This is a genomic window from Mesorhizobium sp. B264B1B (assembly GCF_020165765.1).
GTDB lineage: Bacteria > Pseudomonadota > Alphaproteobacteria > Rhizobiales > Rhizobiaceae > Mesorhizobium.
The window spans coordinates 68,458-94,760 of sequence record NZ_JAIUIS010000013.1; the positions used below are offsets into that span (position 1 = coordinate 68,458).

Annotated in this window: 19 protein-coding genes; 10 read left to right on the forward strand and 9 right to left on the reverse strand. The window is 60.4% G+C overall.

Features of this window, described 5'->3' with window-relative positions; translation table 11 throughout:
• Positions 1-2 precede the first annotated feature (2 nt).
• The 5 genes from LB547_RS24130 to LB547_RS24150 all read left to right on the forward strand — a co-directional run bounded on the left by LB547_RS24130 (position 3) and on the right by LB547_RS24150 (position 4,192).
• The gene (locus LB547_RS24130) at positions 3-821 is read left to right on the forward strand and encodes an amino acid ABC transporter ATP-binding protein (protein ID WP_140498319.1); all 819 of its coding nucleotides are present in this window, start codon (positions 3-5) and stop codon (positions 819-821) included.
• 40 nt (positions 822-861) lie between these two features.
• Positions 862-1,872, forward strand: coding sequence for an agmatinase family protein (locus tag LB547_RS24135; protein WP_140498318.1), 1,011 nt, complete (start codon positions 862-864; stop codon positions 1,870-1,872).
• Between the two features lie 61 nt (positions 1,873-1,933).
• A complete protein-coding gene (speB, locus tag LB547_RS24140; protein ID WP_140524765.1) occupies positions 1,934-2,878 on the forward strand; it encodes an agmatinase in 945 nt (314 codons plus the stop codon).
• 88 nt (positions 2,879-2,966) lie between these two features.
• A complete protein-coding gene (locus LB547_RS24145) occupies positions 2,967-3,410 on the forward strand; it encodes a transposase (protein WP_224655928.1) in 444 nt (147 codons plus the stop codon).
• Positions 3,411-3,826: 416 nt separating this feature from the next.
• A complete protein-coding gene (locus LB547_RS24150; protein ID WP_140524764.1) occupies positions 3,827-4,192 on the forward strand; it encodes a hypothetical protein in 366 nt (121 codons plus the stop codon).
• 167 nt (positions 4,193-4,359) lie between these two features.
• Here LB547_RS24150 and LB547_RS24155 read toward each other — a convergent pair whose 3' ends face one another.
• Together LB547_RS24155 and LB547_RS24160 are read right to left on the reverse strand one after the other, a co-directional pair.
• Positions 4,360-4,659 (reverse strand): DUF1236 domain-containing protein, encoded by a 300-nt coding sequence (locus tag LB547_RS24155; protein ID WP_140515085.1) that lies wholly within the window; start codon positions 4,657-4,659, stop codon positions 4,360-4,362.
• A gap of 823 nt (positions 4,660-5,482) precedes the next feature.
• A complete protein-coding gene (locus tag LB547_RS24160) occupies positions 5,483-6,937 on the reverse strand; it encodes a caspase family protein (protein ID WP_140498313.1) in 1,455 nt (484 codons plus the stop codon).
• Between the two features lie 190 nt (positions 6,938-7,127).
• Here LB547_RS24160 and LB547_RS24165 point away from each other — a divergent pair, with 190 nt between their 5' ends.
• The 4 genes from LB547_RS24165 to LB547_RS24180 all read left to right on the forward strand — a co-directional run bounded on the left by LB547_RS24165 (position 7,128) and on the right by LB547_RS24180 (position 13,382).
• Positions 7,128-7,853, forward strand: a complete 726-nt coding sequence (locus tag LB547_RS24165) for a hypothetical protein (protein ID WP_140498312.1) — start codon at positions 7,128-7,130, stop codon at positions 7,851-7,853.
• A 235-nt stretch (positions 7,854-8,088) separates the two neighbouring features.
• Positions 8,089-10,764, forward strand: coding sequence for an autotransporter outer membrane beta-barrel domain-containing protein (locus tag LB547_RS24170; RefSeq protein WP_140762877.1), 2,676 nt, complete (start codon positions 8,089-8,091; stop codon positions 10,762-10,764).
• 247 nt (positions 10,765-11,011) lie between these two features.
• Complete coding sequence (locus LB547_RS24175; protein ID WP_140762880.1) at positions 11,012-12,118, forward strand: OmpA family protein; 1,107 nt, start codon at positions 11,012-11,014, stop codon at positions 12,116-12,118.
• 19 nt (positions 12,119-12,137) lie between these two features.
• Positions 12,138-13,382 carry a caspase family protein gene (locus LB547_RS24180; protein ID WP_140762883.1) on the forward strand — a complete coding sequence of 415 codons (1,245 nt, stop codon included), beginning with the start codon at positions 12,138-12,140 and terminating at the stop codon, positions 13,380-13,382.
• A 56-nt stretch (positions 13,383-13,438) separates the two neighbouring features.
• On the opposite strand, the gene LB547_RS24185 is transcribed toward LB547_RS24180, so the two are convergent.
• Entirely contained in the window at positions 13,439-14,017 is a 579-nt protein-coding gene (locus LB547_RS24185) for a DUF6931 family protein (protein WP_140762885.1), read from the reverse strand.
• Positions 14,018-14,207: 190 nt separating this feature from the next.
• Between LB547_RS24185 and LB547_RS24190 the strand changes: the two genes are divergently transcribed.
• Complete coding sequence (locus LB547_RS24190; RefSeq protein ID WP_140498307.1) at positions 14,208-14,741, forward strand: OmpA family protein; 534 nt, start codon at positions 14,208-14,210, stop codon at positions 14,739-14,741.
• Positions 14,742-14,809: 68 nt separating this feature from the next.
• Here the strand turns inward: LB547_RS24190 and LB547_RS24195 are convergent, their stop codons facing one another.
• The 6 genes from LB547_RS24195 to tssL form a co-directional block, all read right to left on the reverse strand.
• Positions 14,810-17,140 (reverse strand): M23 family metallopeptidase, encoded by a 2,331-nt coding sequence (locus tag LB547_RS24195; protein WP_140632398.1) that lies wholly within the window; start codon positions 17,138-17,140, stop codon positions 14,810-14,812.
• Positions 17,137-17,544, reverse strand: coding sequence for a DUF1036 domain-containing protein (locus LB547_RS24200; protein WP_181165311.1), 408 nt, complete (start codon positions 17,542-17,544; stop codon positions 17,137-17,139). Before LB547_RS24200 ends, LB547_RS24195 begins: the two co-directional genes overlap by 4 nt.
• A gap of 104 nt (positions 17,545-17,648) precedes the next feature.
• Positions 17,649-20,075, reverse strand: a complete 2,427-nt coding sequence (locus LB547_RS24205) for a serine/threonine-protein kinase (protein ID WP_140762888.1) — start codon at positions 20,073-20,075, stop codon at positions 17,649-17,651.
• Entirely contained in the window at positions 20,075-20,854 is a 780-nt protein-coding gene (locus LB547_RS24210) for a PP2C family protein-serine/threonine phosphatase (RefSeq protein ID WP_140581123.1), read from the reverse strand. Before LB547_RS24210 ends, LB547_RS24205 begins: the two co-directional genes overlap by 1 nt.
• 158 nt (positions 20,855-21,012) lie before the next feature.
• The gene (gene tssM / locus LB547_RS24215) at positions 21,013-24,567 is read right to left on the reverse strand and encodes a type VI secretion system membrane subunit TssM (protein ID WP_140656718.1); all 3,555 of its coding nucleotides are present in this window, start codon (positions 24,565-24,567) and stop codon (positions 21,013-21,015) included.
• A gap of 22 nt (positions 24,568-24,589) precedes the next feature.
• A complete protein-coding gene (tssL, locus tag LB547_RS24220; protein WP_140498303.1) occupies positions 24,590-26,095 on the reverse strand; it encodes a type VI secretion system protein TssL, long form in 1,506 nt (501 codons plus the stop codon).
• Positions 26,096-26,303 lie beyond the last annotated feature (208 nt).

Below are 26,303 nucleotides of genomic sequence, written 5' to 3' on the forward strand. Positions count from 1 at the left end.
CGATGGCCACTGAAACCACCGAGCCCGTCATCAAGATCCGGAATCTGACCAAGGATTTCGGCACATTCGCGGCCCTGTCCGGGATCTCGCTCGACATCAACCTCTCCGAGGTCGTCTGCATCATCGGACCGTCGGGGTCGGGCAAGAGCACGTTGCTGCGTTGCGCGAGCTTCCTCGAGGAATATACGAGCGGCGAGATCGAGATCGAGGGCCGGTTGCTCGGCTACAAGCGCGGTGCCGAAGGACTGGTACGAGAAAGCGACCAGAACATCGATTCCGTGCGCCGCAACGTCGGCATGGTGTTCCAGCACTTCAACCTATGGCCGCATATGACAGTGCTGGATAACGTGACGCTGGGATTGCGTCTTTCCAAGCGCGCTCCCGCGGCCAAGGCGAAGGAAAGCGGGCGCCGTGCGCTGGCCAAGGTCGGCCTCGCGGATTTCGCCGAGCGCTACCCCTCGCAGCTTTCCGGCGGCCAGCAGCAGCGCGTCGGCATCGCCCGGGCGGTCGCGATGGAGCCGCATGTGATCCTGTTCGACGAACCGACCTCCGCACTCGATCCCCAGCTCGTCGGCGAGGTTCTCGACACGATGAAGCAACTGGCCGTCGAGGGCATCACCATGGTGGTGGTGACGCACGAGATGGGCTTTGCCGCCCAGGTCGCCGACCGTGTCGTCTTCATGGACCGCGGCAAGGTGATCGAGCAGGGCCCGCCCGCCAAACTCTTCAACGATCCGCAAAGCCCGCGCTTGCGTGAATTCCTCGACACTTGGAGACAGCGCAACATGCTGTTCCAGAGCGAGCCCACCGCCGGCCAGTAGGCAGCGGCACAATCGACACGACAAGACGGAGGACCGTACCATGAGCGAAGGTTTGAGCCCGGCAGGTGTTCCCCGCATGTATGGCGACGTGCCACCCTTCATGGCATTTCCCTATGTGCGCGATCTGGCAGGTCTTTCCGCCGACGCTGTGGTGGTGGGCATGCCCTATGACGGCATCGCCACCTTTCGCGGCGGCGCGACCCGCCGCGCCCCGCAGGAAATCCGCAAATACTCGCTTCTTTACGGCAGCTACAGCTTCGACTGGGACCTCGACATGCTGGCCCATATCACCGTCGCCGATGCCGGCGACATCGATGTAGTGCCGGGGGACAATGCCGCCAGCTACGCCCGCCTCGAAGCGCGGCTTGCCGCGGTGCTGGTCAACGGGGCGGTGCCGCTGACCATCGGCGGCGATCACGGCATCAGCTATCCGGCGGTACGCGCGGTCTCCGATGCCGGCGACACCCCGGTCGGGCTCATCGTCTTCGACACCCATCTCGATCTCAGCGAATCCTTCGGCGGCGACCGCCTCACCCGCGCCTCGCCCCTGCTGCGCATTGCCGAACTCGACAAGGTGGCCCCTCGCCGCATCGTTGTCATCGGCGCGCGCGGCCCCCGCAACCTGCTCGAATGGACCCCGCTTTACCGCAAGCTCGGCATCACTGTGTTTTCCATGGAGGAAGTCGAGCGCCTCGGCATCGAAACGGTTGCCGAACGCGCACGCGCCATCGCCAGTGCCGACGGCGCGCGCCTCTATATCAGCCTCGACATCGACGGCGTCGATCCAGCCTTTGCCCCGGCAACCAACAGCCCCGAACCAGGCGGCCTTACCTCGCGCGAGATCATTCGCGGCGTAAGGATAGTGGCCCGCGACGGCTTTGCTGGGTTCGACCTCGTGGAGGTATCGCCGGATTTCGATGCTTCCAGCGGCACCACCAGCATCCTGGCCGGCCGGCTGCTGGCCGAGGCCCTGTTCTGCCTCGCGGCCAAGCGCGCCGGCAAGCAGAACGCCTGGCGCGACGCCCACAGGTCCGACTTCCAACAGAAATAGCACCACCTTCGGAGTGCGCCTCGCGGTCAAGCGACCCGATGCGCCAACAGGACACAAGACCATGAGCATTACAAATTTCCAGCCACTCGATTCCGGCAGCGTTCCGCGTTTTGCCGGCCCTTCAACCTTCATGCGCCTGCCCATGGCTACCCCCGAGCAGGTCGACATCGCGCTGATCGGCGTCCCCTTCGACGGCGGCACCACCAACCGGCCGGGCGCGCGCCATGGACCGCGCGAAATCCGCAACCAATCCAGCCTGGTGCGGCGCGTCCACCATGTGACGGGCGTCTCGCCTTTCGAACAGGTGCGTGCCGGCGACTGCGGCGACGTGATTGTAAACCCGCTCGACCTGCCCGGCTCGCTGGACACGATCAGCGCCTTCTTCGAAAACGTCCACCACTCCGGCGCCCGGTCTCTAGTCGTCGGCGGCGATCATCTGATCACGCTGCCCATCCTGCGCGGCATCGCCAAGGAACCGGCCGGCCTCATTCACTTCGATGCCCATTCCGATACCTATGACGAGTTCTTCGGCAACCGCTATAATCACGGCACCCCGTTCCGCCGTGCCGTAGAGGAAGGCCTGCTCGATCCCAAGCGCATGGTCCAGATCGGCATCCGAGGAGCGATCTCCGATGTGGAAAACTACGATTTCGCCCGCGAGGCCGGCATCCGGATCATCTTCATCGAGGAATTCATGGAGCGCGGCGTGGGCACGGTGATGGCCGAGGCGCGCTCGATCGTCGGCGACGCGCCGACCTACGTCTCGTTCGACATCGACGCGCTCGATCCGTCTTTTGCCCCCGGCACCGGCACCCCGGAGATCGGCGGCATAACGACGCGCGAGGCCCAGAAGATGATCCGAGCGCTGGCCGGCGTCGACATCATCGGCGCCGATCTGGTCGAAGTCTCGCCGCCGCTCGATCCTTCGGGCGTCACCGCGCTAACCGGTGCCACCCTCCTGTTCGAGCTTCTCTGCGTCATGACGATGCAAATACCGGCTAAATGAGACCCATGTGTGGAGTGCGCCCCTCGGACCGGACAGGATGAACAAGCAGAATTGACTTGGAAGCCGGGCTTTCGAAGGATGGAAGCCCATGGTGGCTTATCGCACGCACAGCATCGAGTTCAAACGTCAGGTAGTGCAGGAGTTCCTGTCCGGCGAGACGCTGCATGGTCTCGCCAAGCGGCACGAACTGCCGCGTAACCTGATCCGCATCTGGGTTCAGAAATACGAGGCCGGCTCCTTCGACGAAGACGTGGCGGCGGCCGACACGATGCAGACCTATGAGGCGCGGATCGCAGCGCCGGAGCGGCTGGTAGGCCGGCAAGCCTTGGAAATTGAGTTTCTAAAGGGGGCTCTGAAAAGCGCACCACGTCCGAGAAGCGGGACTACATCCGGATCAAAATTTCTCCCGCCTCCAACGCCCCTGCTACCGATTGAGCCCCGGAGGCGGGGCAAGGAAGCCATAGTTGCGTCGGGAACAAGCGGCGAGACCGATCCGCCGATCTCGAATTCCCATCCGAAGAGTTCCGCGTAAAGCGGCGCAGGTTCGCAGGATCACGCCCTATTATTTCAAAGTGGATGATTGGCTTGGCCATGATGTCCAACCTTTTAGACGGTTCGCAAAACAGTCGCAGCCCGAGCGGCAGCGGCTGCTGGCTCGGCAGGTGAAACACCTCCCAGGTCGCCCGCATCTGGCCACAATCGTTCTGTGCGACAACACCGCGGGACCGTCAGATCGGGGCGACGATGCGGAGAAGGCAACGGTTCACCGACAAAAAAGGCACGAGAGAAAAGAGCGCACCTCGGATGTTGCGCGCGAGTCGATCGAGGTCGAGCGGGCGGCACGGGATGCGAAGACAGCTCGGCTCCGAGAGCAAGGGCTGATGACTGAGATTCGCAGCTCAGCACCTAAGAAGGTGCAGCCCCGATAACTGCTTAAGGGAGGCAGCGATGCTCGATACCCATACGGACATTGCGCGGGCGGCTATTGAAGCCACCTTCCTGCCACGTCGCGCCGCATTTCCGCGCGATATTGATCACTCCCGACGCGTGCTCGCGACATCACGCGAGCTTCTGAAACGCCTGCGCCAAAGCCATGGCGATGACACCTCCCGAGCTTGGGAGGATGCAGACCCGGTTCCCTTCGCTATCTCAGCGTTCGATGCCGATGTTCTCCGGGCAGTGTTCAAAGATTTGGTGTTGGGAACATACGCGCCCAAATGTCGATGGCGCGATCTGGCTAAGACCCTGGTACTCGAATACGCCGGGTGCGATCAGGTCGAAGTTGGCTTGCTGGATTGGATCACCAGGAAGTAAGTACCTTGTGCCAAGTCGAGTTGAGCGCGTGTTCTAGAGATCCACCAGGCGCGCCACGAGGGGGTTGCGACGTCTCGACTTCAGGAGTTTATCTCAACTGTCCGAATGGCGATTTGACATACCCAACCCGCCGCCAGCTATGGCGGAGGTCGGGTTCGTTCTAGGTCTCAGTCGTAGACTTTGACGATCTTGCGGGTGCCCGGGTCCACCAAAACCGTGCGGTTGTCGATCACCACATACCGGTATTTGACATTGGGGACCTCATGGAGCTCGACCGTGTCCGGCAGAGCCGTGCCGACATTCAGCTCAAGTCCGAGAAGGTTCACGGAAGCCAGCGGTTGCTTCTTCACGTATTTGCGCACGACGGTGTCCTGTTCCGGTGTGATGACAACATCCTGTGCCGCAACTGCGCCGACGCCGGCCAAAAGCAATAGCGCGGCAGCGGTGCTGGTAAGGGGGATCCTCATGGTTTTTCTCCTGTTGTTCCGGCGACAGCACAAGTCTTCTGTGCGCCAGGCAACTGAACACGTCGGCAGGCCGAACGTTCCTCGATCAGGCTTCAGTCGGAATCCTGACCAGACCAAAGGCCGATCACAAAACGCAATGGTCTTATCTCTTGAGACTAGGCGGAACGGCTTAGGGCTAGGCTAGTTGCTTCTCCAAATCAGGAGAAAGCAGATGGATAAAAGCATTGGCCAAGCGCGTTGGTTGCTCGCGCCAACTTTCGCCGCAGCCGTCACATTTTTGGTGATCGGCATATTCCTTGGCTGACATGTCGTGGATCGGCACAGCTACGTCCCTTCCTGTGCTGATAGGGCCCGCAAGCCGCTTCGGTGGCTGGCGGGCCCTCTATTTCCAGTATGTTTGGTGAGCAAAAGACAATGACATCGATCCAGAGAACCAATGAGAGTGGCAACGCAAACCAACCGGCAAATGACAACGATGATCATGCGCCTGCGCTACTGGACGCTGTTTCTTTGACGAACGAGGAAAACATTGCCGACCTTGTCAGGCGAACCGAGCGCGTGGCGATTTTGGTAGTGTTGGGAATGGGGGGCTGGTTGATGTTAGTCCCCGCTATCTACCTTGTACTGAGCCACCGAATATGAATGAATAATTACGCCAGCATATGATCGCCCGTCTCAGGGGCCGGGGTCGGACAGTTTCATCATCCGCGCAGCTTTTCGCCTCGAATTCCAGCGTGGCGCTCGTTACCGTGACGCTTGATCATCTTGTTGGGCTGCAGCACCTGATCTGGAACTCGAGCGCGGCCCATTGCTGACCGGCTCGCTAAAACACACCACCAATGCCTATGCCGCCACTGATGTCCGGTGGGGGAGGCGCGGGACGTCTCGGGGCGGCCTGCGAGCGTTTCGCAGTCGTCCGTACGGAGCCGTTTCGTGAAGGGGCGGCGTCCGACGCTATCTTAGCCGGCTTGGCCTTCACGATGACCGGCTGCTTGCAGATTCTGCCTGAGCGCAAAAAGAGATCGCCCAGCAGTCCGACGCTCGGCTCCGTCGTCGCCGCGACTTGCTTGGTATTCTTGTAGTAGTCGGTGAGAGCACGGATTGAACCCGTGCCCCAATCTCCATCAATCTGCATCCGGTAGCAACCCAAGCGACGAAGTTCGGTCTGAACGTTGCGCGCAAGATCGGCTGTCTTGTCTTTGTCCGCCTCGCCCATGGATGCGCCGACAATGAGCGTTTCGAGACCGGAGACGACGCTTTGGCGAGCGTCCTCAACCCTTTCGGTCGGAGACAGATTGGCGACCTGTGTGCCAACCGGCTCGGGTGAACTGGCGGACGGTGCCGGAATCTCGACCGACCGCAACGTCTGTCCGACGATTAGCACGGCGGTCTGCAGGTCATTGGAGGCAAGCTCGACTTGCAATCTCTTCTTTGCCGCGGGGTCCGCAAGGATGCGTGAAAGGCTTGCGCTCAACTGTCCCGGATCGAGTACCTGTTGCTCCGTGAAATAGAACTGCTCACGCAGGTTCGATTGATCCCACGGCACTTGACGGCCAACCGTCAACGCTTCGGTTTCGTTGCGGACGCGGATCATCATATCCGAAATGCTGAGCCCGGGGATCTCGAGATTCTTCAGCAGCGCAATGGTGAACGGGCTGTTTTCGCCGCCGCCATCGGCCGTGACATTGCCTGGCTGGGTGGCAAAGGCAACGAACGTGTTTTCACCGACTTCAACTTGCGCCAGACCATTGCCGGCACCGGCACCGAGCGGATTGTTGCGGCACGCGTCCAGGAATATGAACGTCTGGCGGTCGCGGCGCGCGAACCGCGCGATCACATCATTCAGCTTGATGGCCGTGGCGGTGAGTTTTTCCAGGCTTTCAGGATCGGGCGTATCGACCGGGAGCAGGTAGTTTTCGCCGTTCAACTGCACGCCATGACCGGCGTAGATAATCAAAACTGCGCTGACGGTAGGCAGCCTTGCATCAGCTTCTCGAAAGATTCTGGAAAAATCTTGGGTCGAAAGATCGGTGCCCGTCAGGACCTCAAAATTTAGCCGCTTCAAGCTCTCTGAGAGCTTTGCGGCATCATTTGCGGCATTGGGGAGATGCTCAAGTCGGCTGCTTTGATAGTTCGAATTCCCGATGACGATCGCTAGCCGGTTGCGTGGCTGCGGCGCCGCGGTCGGCTCGACCGCGGCGCGAGCACCAGCTGAGCCAAGAAGCAGGAAAATGAGAAACAGTGGGACACGAAACAGAAGTCCGTTGCAGTGGGTCATGTCAGCACGCTCGCTCCGGCCTGCCTCAATCTTGGTCCAGCAACTTCCCAACGCACCACGACGCAACCACAATCAGCCTGAGCGCCTGCCCTCATACCGGCGAAGGTCACCAAAATTTATACCAAGAATCCTGTCAAAGATAGGGAAAAGGGATTTGTATGCGATCAGTCATTGGACTGTGGAGGACAAGATGCCGACCAAGATCAATCTTGCGCTGCCGGTTTATGGAGCAGCCTACAAAAGCGTGTTCGTTCGCAGCCTGTTCGCGGCCTTAACTCATAAGAGCCTGTCCAACTACGCCTTCACGCTGTCGGAAATCGAGTACACGGATATTCCATTTTCGCGGAACTATCTGCTCACGAATTTCTACTACAATAAACCGGATTGCAGTCACATTCTGATGATCGACAGTGACATGGGCTTTTCACCTGATCTTATCGCGGCGATGCTGGCGCTGGATAAGCAAGTCGTCGGCACCCTTTATCCGCGGCGCCGGATCGATCTGCGCAAACTCCATTCCCTCTCGACACTGCCCTTCGACAAAGCCTTTGCGCAAAGCCTGGAGTTCATCGGAACCGTCGTCGAACCTCGGCAAGAGCAAGAAGGCTTTGTCCGGGTAACGTCATGCGGCACGGGCATCTTTCTGGTCTCCCGCGACTGCGTGACGGCCATAATCGAGAAGTTACCCGAGACGGTGGACCGGTCTCGTTACAGAAAGAGCAAGTACACCGCTCAGTTCGAGAATTTCCTGACGCCATTTGCGAAGATTGTGACGCCGGAACTGGACCTCCCTACCGATTTCTCGTTCTGTCACCGCTGGGTTGAGCAGTGTGGTGGCGAAATATGGGCAAGCTACCATCGCAAGATTGCACATGCGGGAGATCTGACTGTTTCGGCGGCCTATTCTGATCTTTAAAGATGCCTTTGAAGTTTGGCCACTGCTTTTGACAGGCTCATTTAAGTTTACGATAGTGTCCTTGTCGCCACAGATAGCCTTATAGTCTCCTGAGAACGAACGCCAAACCATTGCCGCCCAGCAACGCGACGCGTACAGTGCCGGTTAAGCAGTCAACGATCCCATGAGATGGATCGTTGATCTATTTAATTGCCTTGATTTGTGACGGTATCGATTTCTCGTAAGGTGGGGTCGAATGAGAGTGTCGCGCGAGGCCTATCAATGGACGGGAGTCTCGTTGCTCGCCTTAGCGGCGGCGTCCACGTTCCAAGTCTCTGGCGCGGCGGCCTGCTCCGCTACTGCAAACGGCGGCGGCACTCCCTTCCAGGCGACATCGGTTACCGTGAACTGCACGACGACCGGGGATTTTCAGGACGTCGATGGCGTATTCACCACCCGATTTAGCGGGTTCGAGAACTCGTCGGAAGTCATCGTCAACGACTACGACGGCAATGGCGACGACGTCGTGAGAATTTTTGGCGGCCTCCTGACCGATAAAGCGGCGACAACACCCGGTGTAGGCGGCCTGCCTGCGGGAGGGTCGACCTCCTTGCAGCCGGCGGACGGTACAATCGAACTCCTCGGCGGCAACGACCGGTTTGAGATGTTCTATGGGGATTTCTTGGGGGTTCCGTACGCCCCAACCGTCGCGGCCAATCTCAATACCGGGGCCGGGGATGACCTGGTCGTCATCCAGGCCGGCAGTATTCAGGACATTGACCTTGGAGATGGTGCCGACAGCGCCGTGATATTCGGCGACGGTACACAGGTTGGCAATGTGACCGGCGGCAGAGGTAACGACCTGTTATCGATCGGCATCCTCACTACCGAGGAGGGAATTTTTTTCAGCGCGCCGACCGTCGGCGTTCTCTCCGGGGGCGATGGCAATGACACCATCATCATTGCGGGGGGCACAGTTGATGCCCTGGATGCCGGGGCTGGCAATGACCGGGTCAGCGTCAGCGGCAGTGCCGCGGTCGACCTCGACCTCGACGGAGCTGCCGGAAACGACACGATAATGGTCGCTGGCAACGCCACCATTGGCGGCAGCATATTCGGCAATGACGGCGACGACACCGTCAACATCAACGGCGGAACCATAGGCGCCACGACAGGCGGCAACATCACCGGCGGCCTAGGCTTCGACAGCGTCTCGGTCGTCGGCGGCGACATAAAGGGCGGCATCGACGCCGAACATGTCCATTTGTCGGGTGGCACGATCGAGGGTGACATTACCGGCCTTGGACCCAACACGCTAACCATCGATCATATCGGCGCCGTCGAGCCGCTCATCCTTAGCGACGGGGTGCTATTCAGCGGTACAGGCGCCAACGGCACAGTCGTCGACACCGACCTTGCCGCCGGCGGCAAGAGCCAGAACTTTGCCGGCTTCGACAATTTTTCGGCCGACCATTCGACCCTTCGCTTCAGCGGTGGCACGCAGGGCATAAACCAACTCAACCTCGGTAACGGTTCAACGCTGTTCATCAACGGCAACGTCACTATGCCGGGTTCGATCATCGCGACAAATTCCCTGATCAACATGATGGACGGTGTCGCCGACGACGTGTTGATGCTCGGCGGCCTCGCCCTCAACAGCGCCACCATCGGCCTCGACATCAACCAACAGACGCTACGGTCGGATCAACTCGTTGCCAATGCGTTTTCGGCTGCCGGCACCAGCACCATTATTGTCAATCTGCTGGGCACCCCCCAATTCGCCCAAGTGACCAATATCCCGATCATCGTCTCGGCCAGCGGACCGGTTGCCGGCACCTTCCGTCTCGGAAGTATTTCCGGCACGCCGGGTTCGCTTTTCAGCTATGAGATCGTAAACGGCCCGAATGGCGGCTTGTTCCTGCGTGCCACGCCGGCCAGTTTCGGCATTGCGGCGGCGCCGACCAGCGCGACCAACGCGGGCGCGGTCGAGGTGGCACTCGACGCTCTCTACGGCATAAACCGCGACGCGATCGATGCTGACCTCCACCTTTCGCCTGCATCCGGATCTGGAATGGTACCGGTTTCTTCGAGCTTCGGGGTCTTTGCTTCCGGCCAGTTCGCTCATACCGAGCATGACGGCTATAACATCAGTGGCGGCGGCTTGAATGGCCCGGGCCCGAGCTTCGATGCCAATGATTTTTCGGCCGCCATCAGCCTGGACTTCAATGCCGCCAAGCATTTCCAGTTCGACAATGAGTATGGCCTGAACATCGGTGTATTCGCCGGCTACGCCTCGACTGACGTCAATCTCGGGGCCTTCCAGGGATTTGATGCCATAGGGGAAGGTAACAACAAGGCCGGACTGTTCGGCGGCTACGCACTGTTGCGCAAGGACTACAATTACGCGCTGGTCTCGGCCTCCGGTTTCTTCGGCCGAAGCGACGTGATGAACGGGGTGCTTGACACCACCGGCAGCTATGACACCGAGGGCTACGCGGTCACGGGATCTGTCGGCCACATCTTCGCGCTGGGCGAACGCACCCGTTTCGATCTGCGTGGCGGCCTGCTTGGTGTTTCATTCCGCGGCGATCCCTACACTGACAGCGGTGGCAATCAGTTCGGCAAGAGCCGGCTTTCATTTGGCGCCATCAAGTTCGAGCCTGGCATTTATGGCGATTACACGCTGAGCAACGGTATGGTGTTCAGCCCCTATGCGCGTGGCGAATTGCAGCAGCGTTTCGGTTACAAGAACACGACCGAGATCGGTACCAGGACGATCGCCTTCGACGATGCGGATTTTTCCGTGGCGCTATCGGCGGGGTTCAACCTGAAAGTCTCGGAGTTGACGACCGTCAACGGCGAAGTCCGTGGTAAGGCGTCGTCGGATAGCTCCACTATTGGCGCCAAGCTCGGACTTAAGATAGCTTTCTAGCGGTTCCTCGATCCGCGGATCATCCGCGCCCGCGCTGAGTTCCTGACGTGTCTGGGATGGGAATAGCAGGACCTTCAAATCCCCCCGCACTCAGGCAAGGTGCGGTATCGCGATGCCGGGATCGCGGGCTGGCCAAGCACACCAACCGGGATGCTCGCCAATTGGCAGCAAGTGCTCTATGCTCTGTGGAGACACCGCATGGTCGTGATGTCGATACGGGGTTCTGTTGTCGTAGGCAGGGGGAGCCATGTTCGAAGTTCTCGGAGTCTGGCGCAACGCACGGTCAAGAAGCAGAGTCGCCGCGAAGACGCTTGGCTTGATCGTTTCGTTGTTCGTGTTGTTTTTGCCCGGACTGGGAACGGCGAACGCGCAGACGAACTGGGCGCTCGATCCGACCGCTTCGGTCCTCACCTATCAGTCGGTCAAGAAGAACACGATCGTCGAAACCAACAAGATCAGGAATATTTCCGGCAGCCTCACTTCGACCGGCGACGCCAAGGTCTCCTTTGACCTCAACTCAGTCGATACCGGGGTCGACCTGCGCAATGTCCGGATGCGGTTCCTCTTCTTTGAGACCTACAAGTTTCCAACCGCCGAACTGACAGCGAAAGTGGATCCGGCGGCATTTGCCGACCTCGCCACCAAGCGACGTATGAAGGCGGTTCTTCCATTCCGTCTCAACCTGCATGGGGTCGACAAGGATCTTGAGGCCAATGTCGTGGTGACCATGGTCAGCGACACCATGGTGTCGGTCGCCTCGGAGGCCCCTGTCGCGGTGCATGTGGAAGACTTCGGTCTATTGCCCAACGTCGACAAACTCCAACAGGCGGCCAGTGTGACCAACATTGTTCCTACCGCATCGGTGTCGTTCGATTTCGTGTTCACGGCCGACGGAAGCAAGCCGCCCCCCGCCCAGACCGTTGCGGCAAGCACCGAGGTCGGGCCCGTCGCCACCGATGCGACGAAGACCAACTTCAACGATGAGGAATGCCTCAACAGGTTTGCGGTGCTGTCCCGTACCGGGGCGATCTATTTTCGCCCCGCGAGCGCGCGGCTCGATGCCCAAAGCCGCCCGCTCCTCGCTGAGGTCGTCGGTGTCGTCAGCAAATGCCCAGGCCTAAAGGTCGAAGTTTCCGGACACACCGATGCCGATGGACCGGTTGCAGAGAACAAGCGCTTATCGGAGCGCAGGGCCCAGGCAGTGGCCGACGCCATTGTTGGAGCGGGCATTCCGCGCACGCAGATCACGGCGACCGGCTACGGCGAGGAACGTCCAGTCGCCGGCAACGACACGCCGAAGAACAAGGCGCTCAATCGGCGGATCGAGTTTTCCGCCACCAAGCTCGTCAACTGAGGAAGGATCTGTTGTCCCGGTGGGTTTCGATCTGATCGCCCGTCGCAGTAGCCTTCTGCGCGCAATCGGGCTCGCGGCAGTTGCGCTGCTTTTCACTTTGACGGCAGCCGATGCCGAGCGCCGTACAGCGCTGGTGCTTGGCAACTCCCAATATCTGCACGCCCCGGCACTCGCCAATCCGGTGCGCGACGCCAAAGCCATCGCTGAAAGCCTGAAAGATCTTGGTTTTGAAGTCGTTTCCGGCTTCGACCTGACCAAGTTGCAGACCCAGACGACAATAGCGCAGTTCGCAAAGCAGGTGCGCGGGGCGGACATCGCGCTTTTCTTCTATGCGGGCCATGGCTTGCAGGTTTCAGGCAGCAACTATCTTCTTCCGATCGATGCCGCCCTGGAGGACGAGACTTCGCTCGACTTCGAGGCGGTGCCTGTCGATTTCGTTCTGCGACAGATGTCTCGCGAGACCAGCATAAGGCTTATTTTCCTCGACGCCTGTCGCGACAATCCTCTAGCCGAGGTGCTGGCAAAGACCGCCGGCGTCAGGGGAGCAAAAAGCGGCCTTGCGGAAATCTCGATCGAGAATGGCGGTGCCGGTACGCTTGTCGCGTTCGCCACCAGTCCAAATCAGGTCGCCTACGACGGATCCGGCAAACATTCGCCGTTCACCTCGGCGTTGCTTGCGCACATTGGCGAGACAAATGTGTCCATCACTGAGGCGATGAACCGTGTTACCGCCGATGTGTTCAAGGCAACCGCTAGCAAGCAGCGCCCCTGGAGCAACGTCTCGCTGACCACCGAGGTCGTCCTGCACAAGGTTGATCTCAACTCACCGCTGATCGTCGGTGAGGCGGGCGTTCCCGGACCGCAAGGCGACTCGGATACGCGCAATGCCACTGCTAATCCGTCGAGTTCCGCCAATGACGCCCAACTCGCACTCAATGTGCTCCGTCAGAAAATCCCAAAACTCGCCTCTGACGACCCGATCTTTTTCGACCTTCCGATCGATTTCGGCGACCCCGAAATCGATGGGAAGAGTATTGCGGAGCTCATAAAAGGCGAGCCACGCTTCAGTCCGGTGGAGGGCCTCGACAATTCGGTATGGCAGGGCAAGCACTGCGACGGCTGCCATGAGTGGAACGAGACCCGACTGTGTGATCAGGCGAAGAATTTCGCCGCCAACGATGTCTCCGTTCTGCGCTTGCAGCATCCGCTTGGGACACGCTTCAAGGTGGCGCTCGCCAAATGGGCTCAAGGGGGTTGCAAGTAGGCGGGACGGAGGGCGTCCTCCAGTTCTGTGGGTGCCGGTCGTGTGGGCGAGTGCCCCTAAGATGCATCCGTTGACTGGTGGAGGGCCTCGATCTCGGCCATCTGGATACCGATTTCGACGAACGCCGACAGCACCGAGAAACGGTCCACGAGCGCCACGCGTGCCAGACCGGCCAGAATTCCGGCATTGATTGCATAGGCAGCAGGAGAAGGCGGCAAATCCAGTGCCGGCATCGCGGCCACGGCTGACCGATCTTCACGCGATCCCGCAGCTAGGATAATCCAGCCGACCGGGGTTGTTGGCGATTTTGCCGCGGCGGCTCTGATCTCTGTTCGATGGCGGGGGCTGTCGGGCTCGCTCACCCAGTCGCGGACAAGACCGAGCAACCGGTGATCGGTCTCATCGAAGAGGTCGCTCAGATGGCTTAGGCATTCGTGGGCCCACCAGACCGCGGCCCGCTCGGGAAGCAGGTAGGCGCAAAATGTAATCGCTTCCTCAGGAATGCGCCCGGCGAGGAGGTCGCGGCAAAACGCGATCGAGTGCTGTTCGGTCGGAGGAGTGCGCATGTCCCTGGTGATAGCGGGACAAGCTGCGAAAAGATCCCGTGCCGTTTTGAATCGGAGCCCATGGGCCATGAACGCCGCGCTTTCATCGAGGAACTTTGGCCACTCAAGCCTCAGGCACGGCGCGGGTCAAGTCTCAAGCCGTGCCACGGCCAAAACAGTCGCGATGATCGCACCTCCAACGTTTGGCCACAGACAATTGCGCTGGAATTTGATATGTTCGCGATCGATCAAAATCGGATACTCAAACAGGAGGAGCGCTATGCAGTGGAGTCGTTCAGCCTTTGTGTTGGCGGTCGTGTTTTTCTCGAACCATGCTTCCGCCGATCCGGCTCGGAAATCAGAAGACATCGTGAAGTTTTTTGCCGGCGCAGCCGATCTTGGCAAATCTCGAGGAATTTGTGTCGGTTCCGAAGAGGAGTGCAACAAGAGCAACACCAATGGGCAGCAGGAAGGCAGATCCAACCTCGACATGCTGATCAATTTCGGGCTGGATTCGGCCCAACTCGACGCAACCGCGCGCGCTGAGCTCGAAGAGTTTGCCAAGGCTTTGAAAGACAACCGGCTGAGCACGTTCAACTTCGTCGTCGAAGGCTACACCGATGCGACGGGCACGCTGCGCTACAACGAAGGTCTGTCACAACGAAGAGCGAAATCGGTGGCAGCTTTCCTGACGGCCAGCGGTGTCGAGGCCGCGCGCATCAACGCCGTCGGCATGGGCGAGAAGAACCCTCGCAACGCCAACCCGTACGATCCTGCCAACCGCCGCGTGGAAATGCGGATAAAAACGCAATAACCGTCGAAACTGCGCGGCAAACCGAGGGGGAACCCTTCTGCGCAAGAAACTCATGCCAGACCTGACGCTCAGAGCGTATTTGGGATCGAGCCCATGAGAGCAGTGATGGCCTGTTTGTATTTTTCGAACTCCGGCGACGTCTGACGGATTTCGGTGGTCGTTGTCTGTGACCCGGCGTCGGTTGCCAGATGAGTCAGCTTCTGGCCCATTTTTCTTTCGGCCCAGTCCACCACGTAGCTGGCTGTCTTGCCGGTGAGGAACGGGTTGGCCTGGATGACGGCCGACCCCAGGACAGCGCTCAGCTGCGCCGAACCTGATGCCGACAGAACCTGATGCGCGCCTTCCATTCCAAGGAAGTGACAGAGATAGAGCCGGCCGGCCGTGATTTGGTGGCCGCGCTGGCGCAGGTAGGCCTCGCCTTCGCGCGCCAGGTTGCGCACCATCTCTCGCGAGATCGTGGCGTCGTAGCGCAGGGCGAGTAGGTCGTCGGTCGACAGCGTGCGTGCAAGCTCCGGGCGGTAGGTATTCATCATCCTGATCCAGGTCTTGGTTATGAACTGGCCGGCGCCCGTCGCGGAAGAATTAGGATTCTTGGCGCGAGCGCTACCGCCACTTTCGACGTGAACGATGCGCTCGGTGAGCGTTTCGACCGCGGAATCGTTCGATGCGACCGCGGTAACCGTGCCCAAGGGGTCGATCGCCTCGCCGTTTTGGTAAAGCTCGAAATGCAGGTGAGGGCCGGTCGATAATCCGGTGGTGCCGATATAGCCGATGACGTCGCCTGCCTTGACCTTGGTGCCGACGCCGGCTTCGATTGCAAATTTCTGCATGTGCGCATAACGCGTCTCGCGGCCGTTTTTGTGCAAGATCTTGACCAGATTGCCGTAGCTTCCCCCATCGCCCTGGAAGGTGATCTCGCCATCGAAGGCGGCTGCGATCGGCGTGCCGACGGGTGCCGCCCAATCGACGCCCTTATGGATGCGCACGGTCCCCAGAATGGGGTGCTTTCGTGGTCCGAAGGTGGAGGTCATGACGCCATTCACCGGCGTGACCATGCCGTTGGTGACTGTCAGCGAGCGTACCTGATCGTCACCTGTAACACACGCAAACTGGCCGTCGCTTTGCTGGAAGACAAAACAGTCGAGGCTTTTCTCGCTCCCCTGCACGCCCACATACAGAACCCGTCCCGCGCCCTCGTCCTTGCCCCTGGGCGTCTGTGAATAGATCATCACCAGACGCTGGTCCTCGCTTGCAAAGGCGTCCAGATCCTGTCCTCTCGAAAGATACATGATCGCCTCGCCGATCACGCCGGTTGGAACATTGTTGCGGGCTGCCGTCGAATAGATGGCGTCGAGCAGACGATACTGTCGTTTATGCGTACCTTCTTCCTGTGCGCCCGAATAGTTGAACAGATCTTCGCGAACCCAGGGATCAACACCCGACACGAAGGCGCCCGCGCCGTTGCGCGTCAGCGTGCCGACGAACAGGTTCTTGGCGTAGATCGAAACCTGCATCAGGGACATTGCGCTCGTGTCGCGCGTCGGCCTGAACCCTCGCATCGCAACGACGTAACCCGCTGCCAGGCCGTCCCGGTGGAAAAGCGCGCTCAGGGCCTCGCCTGCCAGCTTGGCATCCTGCGCGGAGAAGTGCGCATCCAACGCTACGCTGTCCAGACTGCGATCATTGAGAACCTTCACGAACGTGTCTTCGGTCGCCGCGAATCGCTGGTACTCATTGGTGACGGCTACGACGCTCGTGTTGTTCTCGATCTCGGTCTTCTGGAATGCCGGCAGGGCTGCATCGCCTGCATCGATCGTCTCACCCCATCCGGCTTCGGGATCGTCGCTGTCGGCTTTCTGACCGGAAGCCGCTTCAAGTTCCCTGGCGGGAGGCGAGGGTTGAAGATCGTTCTCCAGATCGCCCGATGGCGCGGCAGCGGTTTTTCGTTGTGCTTGGAAGAATGCGAAATCCTCCTGCGTCGATGGTATCGTCGTCATGAATTTTTCGCTGGCGCTCAGCATGACGTCTGACAGGACTTCGAGCTGGGGAGAAACGTCGGCCTGATCGAGTTCTGCCGGACGCGGGACCACTCGGCCTTTGGTTGCGGCGCCGGCATCTGGCGCAAGGGTGATCCACATCGGGTCCCCCGCCAGATCGATCAGCGCTGGCACGTAGACGGATGCGTCGGCCGGCACATCGTCCGCCCCCTCGACTGCATGCAACTCCTCGTCTTCGTCGCCGAATGCCCAATAGTCCGCGGTCAGGTAAAAACCGGCGGCCACGCAAAGCAGCACAGCCGAGGTCAAACCCACCATCAACCTACGCCATAGCGTGCGCCTGCGAAGGGCGGCGCGCGCCTGCTTCTTCTGTCTGAAGCTCGTGTCGATATGGTGTGTCACGGATTGCTTGCGGTCAGGAAGAAGGTCCACCGCACCTGTTCGAGGGTGTCGACTTCCAGAAACCGGGCGGTGATGTGGCCGCGCTGCCAGCATTCGTCACTGCCGCGGATCGAGAAACGTCGCCGTTCGATGCACATTTCGGTCAATCCGGCGAGGATGGCATGACCAAACACGTCAGTTGCATAGATGTAGACGTAGCGGTTGGTCAGTTCCTCCCGGATAACGTTCACGCATTGGTTTGCGCCGATGGTCCACCATCCATCGGTCTGGTCCGCATTGTCGACCTTCTGGCCGACGGCGAGATTGACGACATCGAGTGTCTGATTGCAGACCGTGAACTCGGCTCGCGCTTGGCTGGACAACAGCAGGGCGAGGGGAGCGCCCAAAATGATCGCGAGTTTCATGCGCGCCCTCGGGGCAGATAGGGCTGGAACCGGACCTGCTGCTTTTCGGGCAGGGCAGACCAAGCGGTCAAACACCAGCGGCGGCGTTCCATGCTAGGCCCACGCTATCCGCCGAGCCGGAAATACTTGGCAGTGGCTGAGAACCGAGATCCGTCGGTCTCGACTTCCTCGATGATTTTGGGCAACAGCGCCGAAGCTGGCGTGGGATCGGAGAAGGCAGCCGACTGAATGTCGCGAGGGCCCGTGATCACCAGTATTATCTGCGGCACGGACTTTCCAGCAGCCTTATCGGCCGTGCCGAGACCAATCGGGATCCTGAAGGTCGCCTTGTCCGACCCCGTGACGATGCGGTCGTCGAGATTGAACACCATGCCTTTGTGGTCGATCAGCAGAACGCTGGAGATGAGCCCTCTGCGCGTTACCAATGTACCGCTAATCGGCGTACCGTTCGGCACGGATGTTCGGTCGAGAACAAGCTGCGGCTGGTCGGCCGCGGTCTGTCCCAGAAAGCGCAGAAAATTGGTTACCTCGCATTGGCTTGGCTCAATGAGGCGGACGCTGATGTCTGGCTCGACATGGAATTTTGCCTGGAAATCGCCGAGCATGCGTTCGAATGGCTGGACGGCCGTGCCAAATCCTTCGATTGCGGCGGCCTTGTCGGTAGCAGATGTGACGGCGGCATAGAAACAGTCGCCGCCGCCGAAGGCGCGAACCCAGGCGACGCGTTGAGCGATATCGTCGACCGCCGGGGGGATCGCTGGTTTGGGCACGTTCAACGCTACAACGCGTTGGTTCGGCTGCTTGCCTGTCGGCAATGCAGAAATCTGGCTGTTGCCGTTGGCATCCACCGCTGGACCTGCATTCGATTTCAGTTCCGGGATTGGGGCGGCCGGCGGGCTGGCCCGTGGTTCGGGCTTTTTGATCTCGACAACCTCCGTCTCAGCCGGCAGCGGAGTTGGGATCGTTTCGGCTTCTGGCGGGGTTGGAGCGGTCGTATCGGGGGAAGTCGGCTTTTGCCTATCGCTGGCCGTCATGTCAGGCTGGATTGCCGGCGATGCTCTTCCTGGCGGCGGCGCGTTCGTCGGGATTGGCTTCGGCGGCGCCTCGGTTCGTAGAGGTATGTCGACGGGCTTGGCCGACGGCAGTCTTTGAGCTGCCACAGCATGTGGCTTATCCTCGGCGGGCGGTGTGCCGGCCTGCGTTTCCGGCTGCGCCGGCGGAACAACCTTTGGCGGCTCGGGCGCGTTCGCTACATCCTGCGTAGCGGCGGGCTGTGACGTTTGGGGCGCGGGCTTTGCTGGCTCTGCCGCGGAAAGCGACGTCTTGCCGACAGTCGGCGTCGCAGGCGTCATGACGCCGCCCAGATAAAGGCCGCCTCCAGAGGCCACGGCTAGCGCCGCCAAGGCACAGAGCGCGATCGTTCGGGTCGTTGTGGATTTGCCAGGCGCCTCGGCTGTGGCGGTACGTGCAGCGCCGACGGGGCCCGGACGCGGCGGTCCAGACAAATGCGCGGGCCGCACATGCTGGACGAAGCGCGGCCCACCTGAACCCGTCGCGGCTGCCTCGTCGTGCCGCTCGACCTCATTCTTGCTGGCTGGAGCCGCGGCTTGCCCTATCGGCGGCAAACCCGGCCTAACGCGGGGTGTGAGGGAAGTCGGCGGGATTGTCTCCTCGTTGTCGTCACGTGTCATCCTGGCGATTTCGGCCATGCTGACGGGCCGGTCTCGCGGATCCGGTTGAAGCATGGCTTCGACAATGCCGCGAAAATCGTCATCGATATCGGAGAGATTAGGCACGGTCCGGCGCTTTTCGATGACTTCGAACTGCGAGCCGCTCATATCGACCGGCTTGCCGCGCAAGGCGGCAACCAATACCAGCCCAAGGCTGTAGATGTCGGACTGCTCTCTGACGTCGCCGCTGTAGAGCCCGAGTTGTTCGGGCGAAACATAGTTGTACTTTCCCGCGAACCTTCCGCCTATCAGGGTCTCTCCGCCCACCGTCGCCGAGCGTGCGATGCCGAAATCGATGATCTTCGCACGGTCAACCCGGTCCCCCGGCAGAATAATGTTATCCGGCGAGAGGTCGCGGTGTATTGCTCCGGCCTGGTGCACGGCGCTTAGACCGGAAGCGAGGCGATGGCACAGCTTTCGTACCTCTCCCGTCGGCATCGCCCCACGTCGCATGATGTCGAACAACGACGCTCCGTCGACGAATTCCATGGCGAGGTAGGGACGACCGATCCCCGGATCGATCGTGAAGACGTGATAACGCACCACCGCGTCATGCGACAGGTGGTTCAGGATAGTTGCCTCTTTGCGAAACAGGGACAAGATCGTTTGGTCGCGCGCGAATTCCGGCAAAACGATCTTGATCGCGACATGGTCGCCGGTCTGGATGTTATGGCCCCGGTAGACTTCGCCCATGCCCCCGAATGCGATCCGCTCGTCAAGTTCGTAGATACCGCTCAGTTGCGTGCCCACGGCAGTGTTGGCCGCGCCTGGCGATATCCGCGTCTTGTCGTCGGCGCTCATCAGCCCCGCCCCCGCGCTTTGTACAGAGCTGGACGGGGCGACTGGCTATCGTATCCGCCCGCGACCCTGACAAGCACGATGGTCACATTGTCTGTTCCGCCACGCGCCAGAACCGTTTCCAGCAGGTTTTCACACGCCGACTGAGGTGTCGCGGACACTGTCGCAGCCTTGATCTCGGCATCGGTGACATGCGCCGTCAGGCCATCGGTGCTCAGCACAAAGATGTCCCCCGGCAGGATTTCACCTTGCTGGAAATCGATGACAATCTCGTCGCTGACGCCGACTGCCTGCGTAATGACATTGCGGCGCGGCCAGGTGAGCGCTTCGGCTTCGGTGAGCATGCCTTTATCGATGAGTTCCTGAACCTCAGTATGGTCCTTCGATATTTGCGAGATCGAGGCCTCGCGGATCAGATACACGCGGCTGTCACCAGCCCAGAGGCAGGCGAACCGCCCGTCTATGGCAAGCAGGGCGGCAAAAGTTGAGCCGATTGTTATCCCGCGAGACTGGGATATGCGGCGGATCTCGGCATTAGCCCTGCTCAGCCTGTCTTCGAAGCGCGCCCGAAGATCCGGTGCGGAGCTGGCAATCCCGATCGTTGCCAGATGATTGACGATACTGGCTGAAGCGACTTCTCCGGCGTCGTGACCACCCATCCCGTCGGCGACCAACCACAGGCCAGCCTGGGGCTCGACCAGGTAGTTGTCTTCATTGAGCTCCCGCACACAGCCTCTGTGGCTCACGCCGAAGCTTTCAATGGGAAGGGCGACATTGTTCAATTTGCCACCAAACGCTTCTCCCAGCGTCCTCCGCGGCGCACCTTCGGGCGCGTTCGTGCCACTTTGCCACAGGCTCAAACATTAGAGTATCGAAAACTAAAATATGTGTGTGCCTGGTTTTGCGCTTCTGCGGCTTACTGCCCAGGATCATCTCAATCTCAGAACGCCTTGGGACAGGTGAACCCGGAAAGGGCAGGGAGCAGGAAGGGGTTGGTGCCGGACCCTGTCTGGATCGTGTAGGTGACGTCGCGCCCGCCGATCACGAAGCGGGCCTGCATGCTGCCCTCGTTGCCCGTGATAGCCGCCTTGCTCAGAAGCCGCGTCAAGGCCCACGGCCCTTCGAACGTGATGGCGGACTGGCGCCCCGGCATTTCTGGCGTCAGGCTGAGGCTCGCGGATGGGGTAGCCGTACCGGTCGGCCAAGTCACCGTGCTCGGCCCATTTCCGGTCTGGTTGCTCTGAACGGTCTGGCCATCGACATCAAGTACGGCCATGTCGGCATCGCCATGCAGCGAGAAGGGTGTAAAGGTGACGCTGACGGAGGGTACTGAAGCGCCCGATGGAAAAAAGGCAATGCGGATTTCCGCAGCCAACTGGAAGTCCTTCAAGGTCGATTTCGACAAGTTGCGTCCAAAGCGCGTATCCTGTTTCCAACGCCAGTCCTGGCCGGTCATGTCGATCAGCGAGGCCAGATTTTGTGCAAAGAACCGGTCCATCAGTCCGCCTGGGGCGAACAGCTTCGCGAAATCGGCCATGGCGACGTCCTCGGTGCTGCTCCCGTCGAAGGGGTAACGGCCGTTGATCGCTGCCTCGCAGGGGGCTGTGACCGTCTGGTCGAGTATCTGGTTCAAGTTTGTCACCGAGGTTTCGGCGACGTTACCTTCGAACTCATCTGCCGTCGTGTTGACCATCCGGCCGAGTTGCTTGGGCAGACGCGAGACATTGGCGCGAAGGGTGGCAATCTGTAGCTGCAGATTACCGTTGAGCCGCTCCACCTGCGAAGGAACTTCGGTGGCCAGTCGCAGGCTTTGATAGATGTCGCTGAAGTTCTGGGTTAGTGCGTCGATCGGGCGATGTCCGGCGGGCCCGTTCACCAGGACCTGGAATGATTTGAATCGCGCTTCAATGTTCGCGCCCGGATTCAAGTTCTGTACGTCAGCGGGCTGTGCGCCGGCGCGGATTTGCGATTTGCCGTTGGCTATGTGTATGCCGATACGGGCTAAGCCCTTGGCTAATTCTGCGGCGCTGCGTTGCTGGTTTTGAGCCGCGGATTCTGTCTCGGCGCCAGGACCGTCACCTGGGTCCCGTGTCAGCGCCGTCTCGTTGGCGATCGCCGAAAACAGCCGCTTTATCGGCGAACTGGGGGAGGCAGCGGCTGAAAGCGCGGTATAGTGCGGCTTGTCTGTCAGCATCGCCTTGAATTTCAACTGGTCGAGAACGCTGTTCCACGCCGCGGCGAACGCCTTGCCGTAGCGATCGAGAAGTTCCGGGCCAAGCCTGAGCAATTGCTGATCGATGTCGCCTTGCTCTCCGCCACCACCGAGAACCCACTGCTCGTCGACGAGCATCTGCGCAATGCGCGAGAGTTGGGCAAGGTAGAACCTGTTGAAGCCGGAACTGGTGTAGAGACCGGGAACACGAAGGTCCGCCAGCTCGCTGCCATCGATACGTTCGAACAGCAGTTGGGCTTCGGGACCACCTTGCTGGGAAACGGAGAAGTCATCCAGCGCCGCCGCGTAGATCGCCGACTTGATCAAAGCGGTCGCTCGATCGGCAAGGCTCATGCGCTCGAGAGAGCGTTGTGCGGCTTCAACAAGGGGCTGGTTCAGTTCGAAAACGGGGTCATAGGCGTCGTCCAAGGCGAGCATGGCGCGCAGGTGCTTTTCGAGGTGCGCTCGTCCCTCGCGGTTGTTTTCGCCCGGGTATCGGTTCTGTTCCCAATCTTGCTTCATCCAGGAAACGATCAGCGCGTCATCGACCTTCGGCGCCTTGCCACCAAGCATGAGGTAGATTTTCAACGGCTCGTAGAGTGCGGCGGGATCGCCCATCTTGGCTTGGATCGTTCGCTCGGCCTGGATCAGCAGGCGCGAGCGCAACATGCGTTCCAGGCCTTTCCGATAAGCGGTCCGGGACGCGGAAAGAAGTCTTTCCCGCTGACTGAGGCCGAACGTCTCCCCGATCGGTGTCGCTAGCTCAGCGGCTTCGAACCCGGCCGGCAGGTCGCGCAACTGGTCGAGCGGGCCGATGACGTTTTCAAGGTCCACATCGGTAACCGTGGCCGCCTTGAGCAGCGTTTCCGCCGTCGCGCGATACTGGCCCATAGCAACCGTTGCGGACGCGATCAGCGAGCGGTTGGCCGCGAAGCTCAGAGCGAGCGTACCGAGTGCGGCAGCAGCGATCAGCGCTATCGTACCGAGGCCGCCAAATCTGGCCACCGCCGCCCGCCTCGCAGCTGATTTGTCATACGAAACCCATCCCGATTCGGCAAAAATGACGTCCGTCAGCAGATCATGCAAAAAGAAGCTTTTGCCGGTTCCGGAAAGGTGCGGGCGGGAATTGCCCCCGAAATTGCGGCCGATTGCGCCCAGCACTTGATCGATGGGCGTTCCCTCTTGCGTGCCTGACGAAAAATAGAGTCCACGCAGGCTGGCTTTCACCTGGCTGCGGGACGGGTCGAATAGACCGGCGACAAAACTGGTAATGCGAGCCCTCAGCGCGCCGAACTGAGCCGGAAAGCCGAAGATGGAGATGCGCGTGACCGGATCAGCCTCTTCCTGGAGGCGGTCGGCCATCTCGTCCGCCAGTCGTTCCGCCAGCCCATCGAGTTCGGCAGGAGCCGCGGCGGCCATGTTCCTATCGCGCTCCCCCGTCTGGAATGTCGTGCCCCATACCTTGCGTCTGCGCGCCTCGTCGAAACCGCCGAAATAATCCGTGAACCCTGAAACCAGATCGGCCTTGGTGAAAAGCAGATAGACGGGAAACTGGATCTTCAGCGTCTCGTGAATTTCTCTCAGGCGGCTGCGTATCTCGACGATGTGGGCATCAAGCTGCTGATCATCGAAGCTCATCACATCGGCAAGGCTGATGGCCAGGATGACGCCGTTTATCGGTTGTCTGGTGCGGTACCTCTTGAGCAGTGACAGGAATGCGAGCCAGCTCTTCTTGTCAATCTCGGGATTGGAGTCCTGCGTCGTATAACGACCTGCGGTGTCGATCAGCACGGCCTGATCGGTAAACCACCAGTCGCAGGCACGTGTTCCGCCAACACCGGCCACCGGTTGGGCGTCCCCCGAACCGGCAAGCGGAAAATTCAGGCCTGAATTGACCAGAGCCGTCGTCTTGCCGGCACCCGGCGGGCCGATGACAACGTACCAGGGGATCTCATAGAGAAAGTTGCGCTTGCCGCTCGACCGTTTGAGCGCCGCCACGGCCTCATTCATCCGCGCTTCGAGCACCCGAGAATCGTCATCGCGGTCGGCATTGTGCGCAACAACGGCTTCGAGCGCTTTTTGCGCCTTCCTCGCTTTCCAGAAACGCAGCGCGTAAAAAAGCGCCAGCAGCGCGAGGATCACACCAATGATCGTCGCGCGCAGCCACCCAGGTCCGAGCGGCCGGATGTCGGCGAAGCGGATCAATGGCCCGGCAAACCACACTGCCGCGACGAAGCCGACCAGCGCGATCACGCTGAATATCCGCAACAGCCAACGCGTCATGGGTGGTTCCAGCGGGCCGTGCTCACAGTGTTTCCTCCCTGGGGATCATCACATCGACACGGCGGTTCTTGGCGCGGCCATCCGGTGTCGCATTGTCGGCGATCGGCTCGTCCTCGCCCTTACCCTCGACCGTCAGTCGCGAGGGATCGGTGAATTTCACTGCCATCAACACTTCGACTGCCTTCGCCCGGGCGACGGAAAGGTCGAAGTTGGATTTGAACGCGCTCGACTTTCGTGGTTTCACATTGTCCGTGTGGCCGACGATCCGGATTGGTCCAGGCTCGTGTTCCAGAGCCGCGGCGATGTCGGTGGCAATGGGCTGGAATTCCGGCCTCGCCTCGGCCCTGCCGGACTGAAACAGCAGGAGATTGTTGATCTCCACGACGATGAAGTCGCCCTTGGTGCCGATGGTCAGCCCGCCGCCTTCGAGATCCTTGGCCAATGCCGCACGAATACGATCAATCTGCGCGGTGGCCGCTGGTGGGGTGACTTTCGCCGGCTCAGCCAACGGCGCCACGCTGGCGCGTTCTATGACGACTGGTGTTGATGGGTCGAGCGCCAGCAATTCACCCGCGACCGCCTCGCCTTCATTGGTGATGAAGACCCGCAATGCGAAGAACGCCGCTGTCAGCAACGCGGTCGCCGCTGCCGCGACGACCCAAAGCGGCAGGCGGGCGGAGGACTGCGCCATCGTCGCCGCTAGGCCCTGCCAATGCGGCGAGATGTCTCCACCGGAACGCGGCCTGAAATAGCGAAGCGTCTCGTAAACGTCGCGACGAACGCGTTCGAGATTGTTGTCTTGTCGCGTCACGCCTCGATACTGGCCTTCGAAACCCAGCGACAGGCAGGCATGCATCAGTTCGAGCAGATCGTAGTGTTTTTCGGGACTGGCCAGGATCTTGTTCAGCGCTTCGTAGAAGCCGGTGCCGGTGGGCTCGAGGTGAAAGAATTGCCGCAGCATCCCGTGTGGCGCCCAGGCGTCATTCCTGGGCCAGGGCAGGTTACCGATGAGATCGTCGGCGGTTTCGCAGAGGGCGAATTTCGCAATCCGGGCATCCTCTTCGGCAACGCCTGACTTCTCAACTATCCGGTCGAATTTCTCAATCGCCTCGGTGATATGTTGCGCCAATGGCGCCGCCTGTCTTTCAACGGGCAAGAGCCTGAGCTGTCCGAGCAGCATCAGCAAAGGTGCCGCCGCGGCGAGAATGGGGTTTGCCGCGGCGTATTTGATGCCGCTCCCGGCGTTGAATAGGCTTTCCTGCTCGATGCCTGTCCTCGGCGCAGTCCCAGCAGAGCCTGTCGGCGCACCAACATCGCCGGGGCCACCTTGATAAATCATGGTTCCGGATGCCCAGCCTGGCGACCGCCCGCCGCCTGGATCGAACACCGTCGAATCCTTGATTGGAGAGGACTGGCCTCTGTCCGCGACGGGCAGCTCGGGAATTAGCGTCGATTTTTGCTTGCTCCGCGGATTTGCGCGAATGACCGTCTTGCCCGCCGGGCCGAAGGGGTCGTCCTTCGAACTCATCGCAGATCGTCCGTGCAGGCGGGGCGCCGGCGATGGGGTGAGATGGGCGCAGAACGGTTTCCGGCCAGGTAAAGGAAAGGCAGCCGCTGCCGGCCGTGGCAATGGCTAGAAGATGCTATCACGCAGTGACATGACATTTGCCGCAGACCCTCAGCTCAATGAGTCTTACCCGCTTGGCGAACTGTCTTATGCGATCGTAATCTCAGAA

What these genes read in the sequence shown, in the direction of transcription:
- LB547_RS24130 (WP_140498319.1), top strand. Translation starts at nt 3, where the DNA reads ATGGCCACTGAAACCACCGAGCCCGTCATCAAGATCCGGAATCTGACC.
- LB547_RS24135 (WP_140498318.1), top strand. Translation starts at nt 862, where the DNA reads ATGAGCGAAGGTTTGAGCCCGGCAGGTGTTCCCCGCATGTATGGCGAC.
- speB (WP_140524765.1), top strand. Translation starts at nt 1,934, where the DNA reads ATGAGCATTACAAATTTCCAGCCACTCGATTCCGGCAGCGTTCCGCGT.
- LB547_RS24145 (WP_224655928.1), top strand. Translation starts at nt 2,967, where the DNA reads ATGGTGGCTTATCGCACGCACAGCATCGAGTTCAAACGTCAGGTAGTG.
- LB547_RS24150 (WP_140524764.1), top strand. Translation starts at nt 3,827, where the DNA reads ATGCTCGATACCCATACGGACATTGCGCGGGCGGCTATTGAAGCCACC.
- LB547_RS24155 (WP_140515085.1), bottom strand. Translation starts at nt 4,659, where the DNA reads ATGAGGATCCCCCTTACCAGCACCGCTGCCGCGCTATTGCTTTTGGCC.
- LB547_RS24160 (WP_140498313.1), bottom strand. Translation starts at nt 6,937, where the DNA reads ATGACCCACTGCAACGGACTTCTGTTTCGTGTCCCACTGTTTCTCATT.
- LB547_RS24165 (WP_140498312.1), top strand. Translation starts at nt 7,128, where the DNA reads ATGCCGACCAAGATCAATCTTGCGCTGCCGGTTTATGGAGCAGCCTAC.
- LB547_RS24170 (WP_140762877.1), top strand. Translation starts at nt 8,089, where the DNA reads ATGAGAGTGTCGCGCGAGGCCTATCAATGGACGGGAGTCTCGTTGCTC.
- LB547_RS24175 (WP_140762880.1), top strand. Translation starts at nt 11,012, where the DNA reads ATGTTCGAAGTTCTCGGAGTCTGGCGCAACGCACGGTCAAGAAGCAGA.
- LB547_RS24185 (WP_140762885.1), bottom strand. Translation starts at nt 14,017, where the DNA reads ATGGCCCATGGGCTCCGATTCAAAACGGCACGGGATCTTTTCGCAGCT.
- LB547_RS24190 (WP_140498307.1), top strand. Translation starts at nt 14,208, where the DNA reads ATGCAGTGGAGTCGTTCAGCCTTTGTGTTGGCGGTCGTGTTTTTCTCG.
- LB547_RS24200 (WP_181165311.1), bottom strand. Translation starts at nt 17,544, where the DNA reads ATGAAACTCGCGATCATTTTGGGCGCTCCCCTCGCCCTGCTGTTGTCC.
- LB547_RS24205 (WP_140762888.1), bottom strand. Translation starts at nt 20,075, where the DNA reads ATGAGCGCCGACGACAAGACGCGGATATCGCCAGGCGCGGCCAACACT.
- tssM (WP_140656718.1), bottom strand. Translation starts at nt 24,567, where the DNA reads ATGACGCGTTGGCTGTTGCGGATATTCAGCGTGATCGCGCTGGTCGGC.
- tssL (WP_140498303.1), bottom strand. Translation starts at nt 26,095, where the DNA reads ATGAGTTCGAAGGACGACCCCTTCGGCCCGGCGGGCAAGACGGTCATT.